Here is a 13,346-nt window from a genome sequence, read left to right as displayed (position 1 = left end):
CATGAAAACAGAGCGCCAGGGGGCGGTCACCGAAGGCGGGAGCATTCCGGGGGGCCGGTTCTCGAACAACTTCGACTTCCTGCGGTTCGCGGCGGCGGCGATGATCGTCTTCGCGCACGCCTACGCCCTCAGGCTCGGCTACGTCGGGATAGAGATGTACGACCCGGTCATACTCGTGGCGCAGGCAGGGCTCGCCGCTCTCCTCGTCACCAGCGGCTACCTGATTGCGATGAGCTGGGAATCGACCGCATCGCCGCTCCGGTTCGCCTGGAAACGGCTCCTCCGGGTGATCCCGGCCCTCGTTATCGCGATCCTCGTCACGCTCTTCGTCATCGGCCCGTTGCTGACGTCGCTTCCCCCGGGGGATTACTTCGCCGCCCTCTTATCTCCGGCAGCACTCTTTACCGCTCCCTACTTTGAAGACGGATCGGTGATAGGTCTCTTCCAGGACAACCCGTGGACCTACGTCAACGGTTCGCTCTGGACGATACCCGTCGAGGTCATGATGTACGGGGTCGTCGCGGCCCTCGGGATCGCCGGACTCCTGCACCGGTTGGGTGCCATCGCCGTCCTCGCCGCCGTAAACATCCTGGCCTGGATGTACTGGTTCGACGACCCCCGGATGGCGAAGGTCCGGTTCACCCTCTACTTCCTCGTCGGGGCTTTCCTCTACCTCCACCGCCACCGCATCGCCTACCGGCCGGTCGTCGCCGGGGCGCTGCTCCTGCTGCTCGGGTTCTCGGCTATGACGCCTTACCTGACCGTCGCCGGGGTGATCGCCATCCCCTACCTCACCATCTACGCCGCTTACCTCCCGATCCCATACCTGAGCACCTTCGGGAGAGCGGGGGACTTCTCCTACGGCATCTACATCTATCACTACCCGGTTCAGCAGGCACTGATCCAGGTCACGACAAACACGCTCCTTCTTCCGGCGCTCTTCGGGCTCTCGTTTGCGGTGACGTTCGCTCTCGCGTACCTCTCCTGGCACGCCGTCGAGAAGCGGGCTCTCGCGGCAAAGAGCCTCGGCGCCGACGACCTGCGGCGGAGACTCAGGCTCCCGTCCCTTCCGGAGTCCCTCACCGCCTGGTCGATTGCCCGGAAGTGACGGGCGCGAGAACCTCTTCGAGGATCTCGACTGCATCTTTGACGTAGCAGGGGCAGAGCGTCCGGGTGAGGTTCTCTTCACGCGCCCGGGCAAGCCCTTCGCCGGTCGAGAGATCGCATCCAAGAAGTTCGGTGCAGGAGACGGTGCCGTTCTTCTCGACAAAACGGGCGACGAACTCCCGGGTGAGGCCGTAGGTCAGGTCTTTCGCCGTTTTCTCGCCGGGACCGGTGCTCCCGAACAGGAGCCCGAGGGCGAGAACCGCGCCCGAGACCGCTCCGCACGTGCCGCCGGTGTGCCCCACTCCGCCGCCGAACCCGGTGGCCGCACAGAGGATGACCTCTTCGGGTACCCCGACATCGTCCGCAAAGACCGAACTGACCGCCTGTGCACAGTTGTAGCCCCGCATGAAGCGGGAGACCGCCTCGTCCGCCCTATTTTCCATATGATTCGGAGATTGCGCGTCGGAGGGCTTCAAACTTCCGTGGCAGGGCCCGATGCCGGAATGGTTTAAGAACCCACCCGAGAAAGTAGACGTATTCCGGGAACCCTTTCCCGGGCAGGGGCTAACCATGAAAAAAACTGCACTGATCATCGCCCTGATCGTCGCCCTGGTTCCGGCGGCGGCCGGGGCGGAGGCCACCTACCACGGCGTATCGACGGGGAGCATCGTCAGCGACGTTGCGATAACCGCCGACGGGAGGTATATGGTCGCGGGGACGGGCGGCGGGGAGATCGTCTGCCTGCACCGGGACGGCACCGTCGCATGGAACGTGAGCGCGCCGGGTACGGTGACCGCGGTTGCCGTCGCCGGTTCCGGGGACTACGTCGCCGCCGGAACCGTGGGGGGCGACGTGCTCCTCTTCGACGGCAACGGCGGCCGCTACTGGACGAAGAGCGTCGCGGGATCCGTTCGCGATCTTGCTTTCGCGGGTGACGGCCGGTCGCTCGCGGCGGCGGGCGATCGCATCGTCCTCTTCACCAACCTCGGGAAGGAGGAGTGGACCCGGGCCGTGCAGACGGGCACCCGCTCCGGGGAGACCCCGCCGCACGCAACGTCCGTCGCGTTCACCAGCGACGGCAAATTCATCGCCGCCGGGAGCAGCAACGGCGCCATCCTCTTCATGAACCGGGCGGGAAACCTGATCTGGGAGGGGCTCGCCCGGGGGGCCGTCACCGCGGTCGATGCCTCCCGTGACGGGTCGGTCGTCGCCGCCGGGGGCCGGGATCGCGCCCTCCAGGTTTACGGCCGGTCGGGGGGCCTCCCCTGGGCGCTACCCACCGGAGCGCCGATCCTCGCGCTCGCGCTCTCGGGTGACGGGCGGTTCGTGGTCATCGGCAAGGAGGGCGGCGACGTGGAGTGCTACCGGCCGAACGACGCCCTCCTCTGGACGAACCGGACGGGAAGCACCGTCCTCGCCGTGGACGTCTCCCGGCGGGGCGAGGCGGTCGCGGCCGGGAACGCAGGCGGGACTGTGTACCTCTGGAACGGCAACGGCAACCCGCGCTGGACGTTCGACGCCGGCGCCCCCGTTAGCGCGGTCGCCCTCTCGGAGAACGGCGACTACCTCGCGGCGGGCGCGGGTGAGCGGGCCTTCATCTTCCGGACGGCCGATGTGCCGGTGACGGCAGCGGAGGGAGAGACGGCGAAGACCACGACGGAGCCGACCGAGGCCGGAGGGGCGGGTGCGCTCATCGGGCTCCTCGCCGTTGCTGCCGCCGGTGCTGCAGGCCGTCTCCGGCGGCGGTGACCCGGTGGGTGGGGAGCATCCCCGCCACCGTCAGGCTTCTACGTCTTCGACCCTGAGCCCTGCGGGGCGGTTCCGGCGGCATGGGCGCGGGGCCGTCCGGGAGCGAGACCGCTGGCAGAGAGGCCGAAGAGGCGGAGGGACGACCGGTCGCCCGAGGAGTTCCCGTTCGAGGGGAAGGGGGACGGTATCGACTACAGCCCGGTCCCATCCGAACCCGGCGACGAGGGCCATGAGAAGAGCCGCCCGCCCGGGGCACCCGAGACCCCGACCCCGCGGGAGGAGCATGAGATCTCGAAGAAGGGCGAGGAGCGGATTGCACGGCAGCAGGTGGAGGGCGACGAGTGAGGTCGCCCGGGCACGGTGAGTTTCGTAAGAACAAGTTTTGAAAGAAACAGAGGATAGATCCGCCGGGATCCGAACCCGCGGCCTCTCTGTCCCAACTGAAGGGGCTGCGCCCCGCTCAAAACCCCCGATGACCTGTAGTCACCTCGAAACGCAGAGAATACCGTACAAAGGTTGAGGCACAAAACAGAAGAATGGACCCGGCGGGATTTGAACCCGCGGCCTCCCTGTCCCAACCGAAGGGGCTGCGCCCCTTTCGAAACCCCCGGCGACCTGCGGTCGCCCAAGAACCTATGAAATACTCATGCAAAGGTAAATACACAAAACAGAAAAATGGACCCGGCGGGATTTGAACCCGCGGCCTCTGCGTTGCGAACGCAGCGATCTACCCCTGATCTACGAGCCCAAGGGTGTGAAATGATATGAGATCAGAGTATGATCTCGATATCTAATTTTTCTGCCAGTTCCTTATATCTGTTCCTGATCGTGACCTCGGTCACGCCCGCAACCTCGGCAACTTCGCGCTGGGTGCGCCGCTCTCCGCCGAGGATCGACGAGATGTAAATGGCGGCCGCAGCGACGCCCGTCGGGCCTCTGCCGCTCGTAAGTTCGCGCTCTCCGGCCTGCCGGAGGATCTCGACCGCCCGGCTCTGGACCTCACCCTTCAGGTTCAGGCCCGAGCAGAAGCGCGGTACGTAGTCGATCGGGGACGTCGGCAGGAGCTTTAACCCGAGCTCGCGCGAGATGAACCGGTAGGTGCGGCCGATCTCCTTACGGGATACACGGGACACCTCGGCAATCTCGTCGAGCGTCCGGGGGACACTGCACTGCCGGCACGCCGCATACAGCGCGGCCGCGGCAACCCCCTCGATACTCCGGCCGCGGATCAGGTTCTTGTCCACCGCGTCGCGGTAGACGACCGCGGCGGTCTCGCGCACGTTCCGGGGCAGGCCGAGCGCGGAGGCCATCCGGTCCAGTTCCGAGAGCGCGAACGCCAGGTTCCGCTCGGTCGCGTTCGAGACACGGATACGCCGCTGCCACTTCCGGAGCCGGTAGAGCTGGGCGCGGTTCTTGCTCGAGATCGCGCGGCCGTAGGAGTCACGGTTCCGCCAGTCGATCATCGTCGAGAGACCCTTGTCGTGGATCGTGAACGTCATCGGTGCGCCGACACGGGAGCGCTTCATGCGCTGGTCGTGGTCGAATGCACGCCACTCGGGACCGCGGTCGATGAACTCCTCGTCGAGGACGAGACCGCAGCTCTGGCATACGAGCTCGGCACGCTCGTAGTCGTGGACGAGCTGGCGGCTGCCGCACTCGGGGCAGACGGACTGAACGCTCTCTTCGGTGCGCTTCTTCTCCGTCTCCTTGACCTTCTGCTCCCCCCTCTTCTTCAGGGCCTCGCGCTGCAACTGCAGCTGTTTTAACTTCTCTACTTCAGCCATCGATTATACACCTATTTTGCAAAGATCTTCTCGCCAACCTGCACGGCGCAGCCGTTGTAGCAGAGGACTACGGCATAAGGCGATGATATATTCCCAAATATGTCGACTACCTTCCCTACGGGTTTTAACCGACGATCCACAGCCTCACCGTAGAGGCGGGGCAACTGTGCAGCATCGCATCGCAAGATTAACAAGCGATTGCCGCAAACACTTACAGAACGACCGATTAACCGCAAACTGCAACCTCTAGGGGACACTATATCCGGGCGTATTTAGTAACGTATATATATTGTCCGCGTGAGTATAAAAACCTTTTGCTAAAATATAAATACCACATCTCACTTCTGAAGAAGCCGATCAATATCCTGTGAGAGAGCCTCACGGGATTCCGCCTCCGTCAGCCCCGCGCCGAGCGCGACCGCCCGCCGTGCCTCCTTTGAGATCAGATCGGACGGAGCGTGCGTATCGGAATCGATCACAAGCCGGCACCCGGCCTCCCGCGCCATCCGCGCCACGTGGCCGTTGGTGCGGTTATGCCCCCCGCGCGAGGTGATCTCGAGCGCCACCCCGTGCTCCGCGGCTGCGCGCGCATCCTCGACCGCGATGAGTCCCGGGTGACCGAGCACGTCAACGTACTCACACGTGCAGGCGGCGCGGTTGGTTCCCGGGGCGACCGGCTCCACTACCGTCTCGCCGTGGACCACGACGACATCGGCGCCGAACCGCTTTGCGTCGCGTGCGAACGCCGGGATCAGGGACGGCGGAACGTGGGTGAGTTCCACCCCGACGAGCAGGGTCAACCCATAGCACCGCGCCGATTCCCGGACGCTCTCCGCCGCCTCCACCAGGTGCCGGAGGTTCGAGGCGTCCGCGTGGTCGGTGATCGCGAGCGTCTCGTAGCCGAGCACGGCAGCCCGGCGGATCAGCTCGGTCGGGAGGAGTTCGCCGTCGGAGAGGAGGGTATGGGTGTGCAGATCGTACATCGCGATCACTTCCGGCCGGCAAGACCGCTCGCAACCTTCCGGATCAGGTCTTCCTTGCTTCCCGCCCATTCCACCACGATCCGGCCTTCGTGCTCCGCCCACCGGGCGGGGTGATGGTGCTCCTCCACCCGGTGCGGGACCTTCATCTTCCGCAGGACCGCCTCGATGGCAGGGAGTTCCGGGGACTTCACGCCGAAATTTTTAGCAACGCGACGCCCCTCCCGCCGCTCGAGCGTGGCGTCGAAGTAACAGGGGTACAGGATGCGTTCAGCGCTCATAGGTGTATGATCTGGGTGGTTAACCTATAAACAGATCATGATCACAGTACATACCATGCATCATATCGACGTCCACGTGGAGAAGGACATCTACGATGTTAACAACCGCCTGGCAGATGCCAACGCAGCCCACCTCAAAGACCACGGCATCCGGGCGTTCGACCTTCTCGGCGCCATCGGGTCGGGAAAGACCGCCACGATCGAGCGGCTCGTGCCGCTTATCCAAAAGCGGGGCCTCCGCGCCGGTGCCATCGCCGGGGACGTCTACGGCGACGACGACTTCAAGCGGATCGTCGCCCTCAACGTCCCGGCCTACAACGCGAACACCGGGAAGGAGTGCCACCTCGACGCCCACCTCGTCGAGCACGCCATCGATCACCTCCCGCTCGATGAGATTGATATCCTCTTCATCGAGAACGTCGGCAACATGGTCTGTCCGACCGACTTCCGGCTGGGCGCCGAGAAGAGGATCGTCGTCATCAGCTCGACGGAAGGAGACGACGTGGTGAACAAGCACCCGATGATGTTTAGAAGCAGCAACATCGGCGTCATCAACAAGGTCGACCTCGCCGGGTTCGTCGGCGCCGACCTCGACCGGATGGAGGCGGATATGCGCCGCTACAACCCGGAGATGAAGATCTTCAGGACGAACATGAAGACCGGGGAAGGGCTTGAGGCGCTGCTGGACGCGATCCTCGCGTGATCAGCAGAGTTAAATATCCCGGTCTCGAATAGTTATAGCACTTTAACGAGAGATTGCTACCCCCTGAAGGGTATTGCGTCCTCAGCAGAGTATTTCGGTGGTCACATGCAGTGGCAAGGAAGATCAGTACGGAAGCCGTCGGGCGGACGCTACCACACCTCCCAGGGCAAGAAGAGAACGGAGATCGGAAGAGCTCCGGCAGAGACGCATATCGGTGAAGAACGCAGGAGAATTGTCCGCACCTTCGGCGGCAACCAGAAGGTCCGGGCACTCCGGGTGGAGTATGCGACGGTTTCAAACCCCGCGACCGGCGAGACCAAAAGGGCGAAGATCGAGACGGTCGAGGCTAACAGCGCCGACCCGAACTACGTCCGGCGGAAACTCCTCACAAAGGGCGCCATCATCAAGACCGAGATGGGGCTCGCGCGGATTGTCAGCAGACCGAGCCAGGACGGCGTCGTCAACGCCGTCCTGCTCGCATAATACTCTTTTTTCACGGCCTCAGGTAACACCAGCCTTCGGCCTGCCTGACAACCAGTTCCACGATCGCGGACGGGACGATCCCGATATACCCGGGAAAATCGCCGCGCGGGATGCCCCGGGAGCGGAGAGTGTTCTCGCAGACGATGAGCCGGACCCCCCGGTTCGCGAGCTCTTCCATGAGCGCCGCGTGAGAGGTGCCGGTGCGGAGCCCCTCCACCCCGCCGGCATGGGCGACCACCTCGACCTCGACGCCTTCGAGTTCGTCGATGAGGTTCTTCACGTTCTTTAAGACGAGAGGCGTCTTCTCGCGCTCGTCCAGGTGGACGACGACCTTCGGCGGCGTCATATCGCCGTCACGCTCCCGCGGAGTTCGGCGCTCACGGGACCCTCCGAGAGGTAGCGTTCGAGCGCCTCGATCGCGTGGACGTTCAGGTTCTCCCGGTTCTTTCCGTACTTCGGCGGCACACCCTGGCCGGTGACGAACGCCGCGCGGTAGACGGCATCCGGGTCGAGCCTTCTGCCGGCCGCAAAGAACTCCTGGATCCGGAGCCCTGCCGGATTCTCTATCTTGCAGTAGAGGTCGACTCCCATGCACCGCTTCACGTAGCCGCCCATCTGCTGGTAGGGGTCGCGCGAAAAGGTCCGCTCCAGGTTTTCCTCCATCATCGCCTTGAGATCCCGGCCGGTGATCTCGACCGTCGAGACCGGGGGATTCACCGGGATGATGTCCCAGAGGTCGTTCATCATGACCGGGCCGGGCGGCACCGGGGCGCCGTAACGCCACCCGTTCGAGAAGGCCATCTCCGCACCCGTGACGTCGATGAGCGCCTGCAGGAGAAGGTTGTCCATCGTGGCCTCGAGAACCGTGTTCCGGTTGAGACCCGTCCGGGTCTCCCCGACGACCCGGGAGAGGTACTCGCGGTGGGGCTCCATGACCGCCTCGACCATCTCCTCGACCTCAGGATGAGGCCGGATATCCTCGCCGACGACGATCAGTTCGTGGTCGAACCCCTTCACCCGCCGGTTCTCGACGAAGAGATCGAGCCGCCCGAGGAAAGAGCCGTGGCAGCCCGACTGGATGATGACGGTATCGTTCACGACCGCCGGTTCGAAGAGGCGGTTGTGGGTGTGCCCCGAGAGGAGGACGTCGATCCCGTCCGTCTCGCGGGCGAGCCTCACCTCCTGCGGAAACCCGAGGTGCGATATCACCACGACGAGGTCCACCCCCTCCTCTTCGCGGAGGTGGGCGATATGGCCGGGGAGTTCAGCGTTGCCGAGCGAGAAGTGGATCCCCTTCGAGAATGAGTCCGGCATCACCTTGTCGACGATCGTGGCGGCGATGCCGATGACGCCTACCGCGAGGTCGTCGGTCTCGCAGACGGTGTACGGGGGAAAGACCAGGTCGCCGGTCGCGTCGTCGTAGCAGTTGTCGGCGAGGACGGGGTAGTCGAGTTTCCCGGCCACCTTCCGGAACTGCTCCGGGCCGTAGGCGAACTCCCAGTGGGCGGTCATGGCATCGAAGGCGAGAGCGTTCAGGACCGGGACGAGCGCTTCGCCCTCCGATTGGACGGCGGGGTAGGTCCCGTGGATGGTGTCGCCGCAGTCGAACGCGAGCACCCGGCCCGGCCGCTCGTCGCGGGCATCCTCGAGGAGCGTGGCAATCCGGGCATATCCGCCTGCCGTCCGGTACACCGGCGGCCCACCGGCATAGAAGAGTTCCTGGTGCGGTTCCAGGTACCCGTGCGAGTCGTTCATCTGCAGGAGCGTGAGGTGGTCGGTCATGGGTGCAGGGAGGGCAGGATGTGGAGAAAACGTTTGCGCCTCCGGCGGGATCACATTCTTTTTACGTTCCGCAGACCTCAATTCTAGTGATGCGCAGGATTTACCATCGTTTCCCTCAATCCGTCGACCTTGACTTCGAGCTCAGCCGGCCGTTCCGGGACGTCCTTGCCTGTATAGCCCGGATGCACGACACCCATACCACCGCACGGGGTGCCGACGGGCTCGTCAAGGAGCGGATGCTCGTCCAGGTCGCGGACGGGCGGATACAGTTCGTCGACCTGAGCGATCTCGCGCCGCTCGCCGAGAATGTCACGGAGGTGGCGGACTTCCGGGTCGATCTGCAGAGGACGCTGCTTACCCCCGAAAAGAGGCTCCCGGTCTCGGAGAACATCTTCTTCCTCCGGATCGTCGATAAAGGCGCGGTGACGGAGTGCTACGTCGCGAAGGAGGGGCGGCTCGGGGATCTGGACGCGATGGACCTGCGAACGATGCTCAAGGGTGCCTGCGAGTGAGTGTCAGGATAGCGGTTGCCGCGCCGTTCAAGCACATGCGGAAAGATCGGCTGCAGAAGAGTGAGTTCGTCTTCTACATCGCCATCGACCGGAAGTGGATGAACAAGGAGCAGGTAAACCAGCTCCTGGAGCGGGCGAAGGCGGAGGGGCTCATCGAGGTGGACGGAGGAGCCATCCGGCCGCTCTTCGATCTCGCCGACGTCTCGATACCGCTCGGGTTCAAGCCCACCTCCGACATCCTCGCAACGGCGGAGAGCCCCTACGAGGAGTTGATCGGGCGGATCGCCGCCGCGACGGGGAAGCCGCCCCAGGAGGTCGTCGCGGAACTCCACCGGATCGTCGCCGACAACTTCGACGGCAACATCCGGGTGGAGGCGGCGGTGGTCATCCTCGCGAAGACGTACGGGGTGGCGTTCGACGACAAACTGCCGGCCCTGGAGCGATCGGTCGCGAAAAAGCGGTAGAAGATCCTCCTTTTTCTCCTTCCTTCAGAAAAGATTCACGCCTGCCGCTCGCTCACCCCCATTGTGTCAGCGTCCTAAAGGCTATCGTGCATGCATGCACCAGGGATGGCATGGAAGATCTCGACTCCTGCCGGCTCTGCGAGTGGAGGTGCGGTGCCGACCGGCTCCGGGGAGAGCGGGGGGTGTGCCGCGTCGGCCGGGCGGAGGTGGCGGCAACGATGTGTTCGGGCACTCTCGCGAGTTACATCGTCACCCTGCTCGGGTGCTGCTACCGTTGCCTCCACTGCAACGCCTACCGGATATCCCAGTACCCCGATCCGGGCTGGCACTACGCCGGGTATGTGCCTGCGGCGGTGCTGGTTGCCGATGCCCGGGAGCGGATTGCCGCTTACGGCGGCCGGCGTATCCGGACGATCACCTTTACGGGCGGCGACCCGATCATCCACCTCCCCTACATCGAAGAGGTGGCGGGCGAGGTGACGCGCCAGGGCCTCGATCTCGGGATTGGGATATCGACCGGCGGCTTTGCGACGGAGGCGACGATGGCGCGGATCGTCGACCTCTGCCGGACGATCACCCTCGAGATCAAGGCGCGGTCGGATCCGATCCACCGTGCCCTCACAGGAGCGCCGGTGGGCCCGGTGCTCAGGAACGCAGAGTACCTCGTCCACGAGGGACGAGACCGCATCAGGGTCTTTCGGACGGTGGTGATCCCCGGCATGACCGATTCCGAGGTTGGGGCTATCGCTGCGTTCATCGCCGCGCTCGATCCGACGGTGCCCTACCGGCTCATCGGGTTTCGGCCGAACAACGTCCTCTACTATCACCCGGGGCCGTCGAAGGAGCAGATGGAGCATCTCTGCGCAGTCTGCCGTGAGGCCGGGCTCGAAGACGTCGCCTGGAGCGGTTACTATCCCGAAGCGGTGCCGGACGAGGTCGCCGCCGAGGCGGCACGGCTCACCGCTGCATACGAGGGAGACCTTGGAGCGGCGCTCACCGCCGCGTACGCCGCGGCGTGCGGGTGCCCGACCCACCCCCGCGACTGCGGGGCGTGCCCCCTCCGCGACAGGTGCCCCGCCACGCTCAGGGAGCCCTGGCACGGCCGGTAGAACAATGAGGATACGGGCGGATCGGCCCGGGAAAATAACGCTTGAGAAAAGATTGGGGGCTGATTTATTCAGCCGCCGCCTCGGGCTGGCTGAAGTATTCTGCCAGGGGTTTTGCACCGCTCTGCTTCACGGCGGCGTTGATCTGAACGGTGTCGGCGCTGATCTCGTTGCCCCGCACCGACTTCCGGCGGCGCTCCCCGTCCATGACGGGGTGGAACCCGACGCCCCTGGAGAGGAGGAGCCTTCGGCGGGACGGACCGGGAAGGTCGCGGCGCGAGGGAATACCGGTCTTGTCCGTTGCGCCGGTTATCCGGATCGTGTAGCCCGCAAAGCCAAGGACGTTCCCGTCGATCTCGCCGCCGATGCGCTTGCCGATGAACGCTCCGGCGGTGGGGCCGGTCGCATCGATCTTATATGAACGCCCGGTCTCCGGGTCTGATAGGATGATTTTGAAATCTGCCATGTTGACGACTCCTTCGAAAGTACCTATACAATTTGAGAATATGGTATTAAAAGACTACCTCTGCAGGGTTGGAGGGGAGCGGCGGCCGGGAGAGGAGGCCGCGTTCCACGAACGGGTCACTTCCCCCAGAAGGGGTCTTCCCGGCGCTTGAGGGTGGTGAACTCCTCCAGGGTCTCGCGCAGGCTCGGGCTTAAGTGATCGATCATCTCCCGCTCGATCACCTTTACGTGCCGCTCCGGGATATCCACGTAGAGGTCGTCGTCGACGTTGATCTGGCGGCCGACCGTCGGCCCCTCGATCGAGATCGCCACCTCCTTGCCCGCCTCCGCTTCCTGGACCGACTCGTTCTTCGCCTGGATCTGCTTGATGCGGCCGACCTTCCTGCCGTTCGGGAGGGCGAGGTCAACCCCGCTCTGGAGTTTCCCCCCGAGGATCCTGACGCCGACCACCGCCGGGTTGCTCTGCCGGAAGACGCAGTTGGGGAGGATCCGGATCTTGGCGGGCATGATCAGCTTCTCGAACTTCTGCCGTTCGAGTTCCTGCTTCTTTTCGTCGCGCCACTCGACGTAGTCGTCGATGAGCTGGTAGATGACCCCGCCCTCGAATATGCTGACGTGGGACATCGACGTATCCACGAGGGCGTCGATCGCGTCCGGCAGGACGGGGGTGTTGAAGGCGATGATCGCGCTGTAGAGGGGATCCTTGATCGTCCCCGCCTCGATGACGTCGTGGCGGGTGACCGGCCCCACGGTCGCCCGCATCACCTGGATCTGGTGGCCCTCGAGTTCCTTCGAGAGCGCTTCGAGGGCGCCGATGGTGTCCGCCCGGATGATGACGCCGACATCGGAGAGGTTCACCTCGATATCCTGGACCTCATGGCGGACGCGCTCGATCACCTCGTCCCGGTTGCCGCCGCGGACGGCCTGGAGAGGGGAGCCCGCGATGACCCCGTCGAGTTTCGGGGCGGCGACCTTGATACCCGCAGCGGCGGTGACGGACTTGACCCGCTCGAACCGCTCCTCGATCAGGATCTCGCTCATCGGACGGGGCTTTAAGAGGGAGCGCACTTTCGTCTCGATGATCTGGTCGTTTCCGGCGACCACGATCTCATCCCCGACCTTGAGATTCCCGTCGTAGAGGATCACGTCAAGCGTCATCCCGAGCCCCCGCTCCTCCTTCACCTCGAGCACGGTTCCGGCGCCGGGACCCTCGGCGCTGACCTTGAGGCTCTCGGTCATGTAACGCTGGGCAAGCCCGATCAGCACCATCAGGATGTCGGGAAGACCTTCCCCGGTGAGGGCGCTCGTCGGGACGATGCAGATGTTCCGCGCGAAGTCCGAGACCCGGTCGAACCGCTCAGAGTTGAACCCGAGGTCGGAGAGTTTGCCGACGAGTTCATAGACCTTCGTCTCGAGCATACCCTGGACGCGTTCGTTCTGCTGTGCGAACGTCTTCAAGAACGGCTGGTTCCCCTGGACACGCCAGCCGGGGATGCGATCGATCTTGTTCGCCGCGATGACGAACGGCGTCTTGTAGTTGCGCAGGATCTGGAGCGCCTCGATCGTCTGGGGGCGGAAGCCCTCGTTGATGTCCACCACGACGATCGCCATGTCGGCGAGCGCCCCGCCGCGCGCACGCAGCGTGGTGAAGGCGTGGTGTCCGGGGGTGTCGATGAAGAGGAGGCCCGGGACGTTGACGCTGACCTTGCTCAGGGCTCCGCCCATGCGGGTGATCGCGTCGATGGGAACAAGCGTGGCACCGATATGCTGTGTGATCGCGCCTTCTTCGGTGGATACCACGGAAGAGCCCCGGATCCGATCCAGGAGCGATGTCTTGCCGTGATCTACGTGGCCCATCACGCAGACGATGGGGGTCCTGATCGTTGATTGCTTTGCCATGATAATCACTTTCGGTATATCGGTATGAACG

General features: G+C 64.3%; 15 protein-coding genes and 1 tRNA gene. 7 read left to right on the top strand and 9 right to left on the bottom strand.

What is annotated here, in order from left to right; translation table 11 throughout:
• The first annotated feature begins 1 nt into the window (after position 1).
• Complete coding sequence (locus tag MchiMG62_RS03070; protein ID WP_221057834.1) at positions 2-1,108, top strand: acyltransferase family protein; 1,107 nt, start codon at positions 2-4, stop codon at positions 1,106-1,108.
• Here MchiMG62_RS03070 and MchiMG62_RS03065 read toward each other — a convergent pair.
• Positions 1,080-1,550, bottom strand: coding sequence for a C-GCAxxG-C-C family protein (locus tag MchiMG62_RS03065; RefSeq protein WP_221057833.1), 471 nt, complete (start codon positions 1,548-1,550; stop codon positions 1,080-1,082). The two genes, MchiMG62_RS03070 and MchiMG62_RS03065, sit on opposite strands and share 29 nt — an antisense overlap.
• A gap of 127 nt (positions 1,551-1,677) precedes the next feature.
• On the opposite strand from MchiMG62_RS03065, the gene MchiMG62_RS03060 reads away from it, so the two are divergent.
• Positions 1,678-2,856, top strand: a complete 1,179-nt coding sequence (locus MchiMG62_RS03060) for a WD40 repeat domain-containing protein (protein WP_221057832.1) — start codon at positions 1,678-1,680, stop codon at positions 2,854-2,856.
• Between the two features lie 676 nt (positions 2,857-3,532).
• Here the strand turns inward: MchiMG62_RS03060 and MchiMG62_RS03055 are convergent.
• From MchiMG62_RS03055 to MchiMG62_RS03040, 4 genes are all read right to left on the bottom strand, one after another.
• A tRNA-Ala gene (locus MchiMG62_RS03055) sits at positions 3,533-3,604 on the bottom strand.
• A 22-nt stretch (positions 3,605-3,626) separates the two neighbouring features.
• Positions 3,627-4,640, bottom strand: coding sequence for a transcription initiation factor IIB (locus tag MchiMG62_RS03050; RefSeq protein WP_074369806.1), 1,014 nt, complete (start codon positions 4,638-4,640; stop codon positions 3,627-3,629).
• A gap of 338 nt (positions 4,641-4,978) precedes the next feature.
• Positions 4,979-5,623 carry a histidinol phosphate phosphatase domain-containing protein gene (locus tag MchiMG62_RS03045; protein ID WP_221057831.1) on the bottom strand — a complete coding sequence of 215 codons (645 nt, stop codon included), beginning with the start codon at positions 5,621-5,623 and terminating at the stop codon, positions 4,979-4,981.
• 5 nt (positions 5,624-5,628) lie between these two features.
• Positions 5,629-5,901, bottom strand: a complete 273-nt coding sequence (locus tag MchiMG62_RS03040) for a signal recognition particle subunit SRP19/SEC65 family protein (protein ID WP_221057830.1) — start codon at positions 5,899-5,901, stop codon at positions 5,629-5,631.
• Between the two features lie 55 nt (positions 5,902-5,956).
• Here MchiMG62_RS03040 and hypB point away from each other — a divergent pair, with 55 nt between their 5' ends.
• A complete protein-coding gene (gene hypB, locus MchiMG62_RS03035; RefSeq protein ID WP_221057829.1) occupies positions 5,957-6,604 on the top strand; it encodes a hydrogenase nickel incorporation protein HypB in 648 nt (215 codons plus the stop codon).
• 105 nt (positions 6,605-6,709) lie between these two features.
• The gene (locus MchiMG62_RS03030; RefSeq protein WP_221057828.1) at positions 6,710-7,087 is read left to right on the top strand and encodes a 30S ribosomal protein S8e; all 378 of its coding nucleotides are present in this window, start codon (positions 6,710-6,712) and stop codon (positions 7,085-7,087) included.
• Positions 7,088-7,097: 10 nt separating this feature from the next.
• Here MchiMG62_RS03030 and MchiMG62_RS03025 read toward each other — a convergent pair whose 3' ends face one another.
• Together MchiMG62_RS03025 and MchiMG62_RS03020 are read right to left on the bottom strand one after the other, a co-directional pair.
• Positions 7,098-7,433 carry a DsrE family protein gene (locus tag MchiMG62_RS03025; RefSeq protein WP_221057827.1) on the bottom strand — a complete coding sequence of 112 codons (336 nt, stop codon included), beginning with the start codon at positions 7,431-7,433 and terminating at the stop codon, positions 7,098-7,100.
• Complete coding sequence (locus MchiMG62_RS03020; RefSeq protein ID WP_221057826.1) at positions 7,430-8,869, bottom strand: bifunctional metallophosphatase/5'-nucleotidase; 1,440 nt, start codon at positions 8,867-8,869, stop codon at positions 7,430-7,432. The genes MchiMG62_RS03025 and MchiMG62_RS03020 overlap by 4 nt, the downstream gene beginning before the upstream one ends.
• 89 nt (positions 8,870-8,958) lie before the next feature.
• Between MchiMG62_RS03020 and MchiMG62_RS03015 the strand changes: the two genes are divergently transcribed.
• The 3 genes from MchiMG62_RS03015 (at position 8,959) to MchiMG62_RS03005 (ending at position 10,954) form a co-directional block, all read left to right on the top strand.
• A complete protein-coding gene (locus MchiMG62_RS03015) occupies positions 8,959-9,381 on the top strand; it encodes a hypothetical protein (RefSeq protein ID WP_221057825.1) in 423 nt (140 codons plus the stop codon).
• Positions 9,378-9,845, top strand: a complete 468-nt coding sequence (locus tag MchiMG62_RS03010) for a DUF2240 family protein (protein WP_221057824.1) — start codon at positions 9,378-9,380, stop codon at positions 9,843-9,845. The genes MchiMG62_RS03015 and MchiMG62_RS03010 overlap by 4 nt, the downstream gene beginning before the upstream one ends.
• Positions 9,846-9,955: 110 nt before the next feature.
• Entirely contained in the window at positions 9,956-10,954 is a 999-nt protein-coding gene (locus MchiMG62_RS03005; protein WP_221057823.1) for a radical SAM protein, read from the top strand.
• 64 nt (positions 10,955-11,018) lie between these two features.
• On the opposite strand, the gene MchiMG62_RS03000 is transcribed toward MchiMG62_RS03005, so the two are convergent.
• Both MchiMG62_RS03000 and infB read right to left on the bottom strand, forming a co-directional pair.
• Positions 11,019-11,417 carry a 30S ribosomal protein S6e gene (locus MchiMG62_RS03000; RefSeq protein ID WP_221057822.1) on the bottom strand — a complete coding sequence of 133 codons (399 nt, stop codon included), beginning with the start codon at positions 11,415-11,417 and terminating at the stop codon, positions 11,019-11,021.
• A gap of 116 nt (positions 11,418-11,533) precedes the next feature.
• Complete coding sequence (infB, locus tag MchiMG62_RS02995; RefSeq protein ID WP_221057821.1) at positions 11,534-13,315, bottom strand: translation initiation factor IF-2; 1,782 nt, start codon at positions 13,313-13,315, stop codon at positions 11,534-11,536.
• Positions 13,316-13,346: the final 31 nt, after the last annotated feature.

Source organism: Methanoculleus chikugoensis, from assembly GCF_019669965.1.
GTDB classification, from domain to species: Archaea; Halobacteriota; Methanomicrobia; order Methanomicrobiales; family Methanoculleaceae; genus Methanoculleus; species Methanoculleus chikugoensis.
The sequence above is the reverse complement of the archived record's forward strand: the minus strand, read 5'-3'. Positions and strand labels throughout refer to the sequence as shown.

Excerpts from the sequence above, each read along its gene's own strand:
- MchiMG62_RS03070 (WP_221057834.1), top strand. The coding sequence starts at position 2 with ATGAAAACAGAGCGCCAGGGGGCGGTCACCGAAGGCGGGAGCATTCCG.
- MchiMG62_RS03065 (WP_221057833.1), bottom strand. The coding sequence starts at position 1,550 with ATGGAAAATAGGGCGGACGAGGCGGTCTCCCGCTTCATGCGGGGCTAC.
- MchiMG62_RS03060 (WP_221057832.1), top strand. The coding sequence starts at position 1,678 with ATGAAAAAAACTGCACTGATCATCGCCCTGATCGTCGCCCTGGTTCCG.
- MchiMG62_RS03050 (WP_074369806.1), bottom strand. The coding sequence starts at position 4,640 with ATGGCTGAAGTAGAGAAGTTAAAACAGCTGCAGTTGCAGCGCGAGGCC.
- MchiMG62_RS03045 (WP_221057831.1), bottom strand. The coding sequence starts at position 5,623 with ATGTACGATCTGCACACCCATACCCTCCTCTCCGACGGCGAACTCCTC.
- MchiMG62_RS03040 (WP_221057830.1), bottom strand. The coding sequence starts at position 5,901 with ATGAGCGCTGAACGCATCCTGTACCCCTGTTACTTCGACGCCACGCTC.
- hypB (WP_221057829.1), top strand. The coding sequence starts at position 5,957 with ATGCATCATATCGACGTCCACGTGGAGAAGGACATCTACGATGTTAAC.
- MchiMG62_RS03030 (WP_221057828.1), top strand. The coding sequence starts at position 6,710 with ATGCAGTGGCAAGGAAGATCAGTACGGAAGCCGTCGGGCGGACGCTAC.
- MchiMG62_RS03025 (WP_221057827.1), bottom strand. The coding sequence starts at position 7,433 with ATGACGCCGCCGAAGGTCGTCGTCCACCTGGACGAGCGCGAGAAGACG.
- MchiMG62_RS03020 (WP_221057826.1), bottom strand. The coding sequence starts at position 8,869 with ATGACCGACCACCTCACGCTCCTGCAGATGAACGACTCGCACGGGTAC.
- MchiMG62_RS03015 (WP_221057825.1), top strand. The coding sequence starts at position 8,959 with ATGCGCAGGATTTACCATCGTTTCCCTCAATCCGTCGACCTTGACTTC.
- MchiMG62_RS03005 (WP_221057823.1), top strand. The coding sequence starts at position 9,956 with ATGGAAGATCTCGACTCCTGCCGGCTCTGCGAGTGGAGGTGCGGTGCC.
- MchiMG62_RS03000 (WP_221057822.1), bottom strand. The coding sequence starts at position 11,417 with ATGGCAGATTTCAAAATCATCCTATCAGACCCGGAGACCGGGCGTTCA.
- infB (WP_221057821.1), bottom strand. The coding sequence starts at position 13,315 with ATGGCAAAGCAATCAACGATCAGGACCCCCATCGTCTGCGTGATGGGC.